Source organism: Arthrobacter sp. 05T423 (assembly GCF_056396245.1).
Window position 1 is genome coordinate 1 of the sequence record NZ_JBFTLC010000113.1, and the last position, 545, is coordinate 545.

General features: G+C 69.0%; 1 protein-coding gene. It reads right to left on the reverse strand.

Features of this window, described 5'->3' with window-relative positions; all coding sequences use genetic code 11:
* Positions 1–545, reverse strand: a 545-nt coding sequence (locus AC1DFE_RS24150) for an alcohol dehydrogenase catalytic domain-containing protein (RefSeq protein ID WP_476908341.1), incomplete at both ends; no start/stop codon positions are given.

A 545-nucleotide genomic window follows, 5' to 3' on the forward strand; every position in this document is an offset into this window, starting at 1 on the left:
GCGAGCTTCGCGCCGGCAATCGCGGCGATCCCCACCCCGCCGCAGCCGATCACGGCCACGGACTCCCCGCGCCTGACCTCACCGGTGTTGATCGCCGCGCCGATCCCGGCCATCACACCGCAGCCGAGCAGCCCCACCGCGGCCGGATCCGCGTCCTCGTCGACCTTGGTGCACTGCCCCGCAGCGACGAGCGTCTTCTCCGCGAACGCCCCGATGCCCAGTGCCGGGGAAAGTTCGGTGCCGTCCTCCAAAGTCATCTTCTGGGTGGCGTTGGCGGTGTTGAAGCAATACTGCGGCTGGCCCTTCGCACACGCCCGGCACTGCCCGCACACCGCACGCCAGTTCAGGATCACCCGGTCACCGACGGCAACCTCCGTCACACCCTCACCCACAGCCGAGACCACACCGGTGGCCTCGTGGCCCAGCAGATACGGGAACTCATCGCCAATCCCGCCGAGCTTGTAATGCAGATCCGTGTGGCACACCCCGCACGTCAGGACGTCCACCAACGCCTCCCCCGGCCCCGGATCCGGCACCAGGATCGT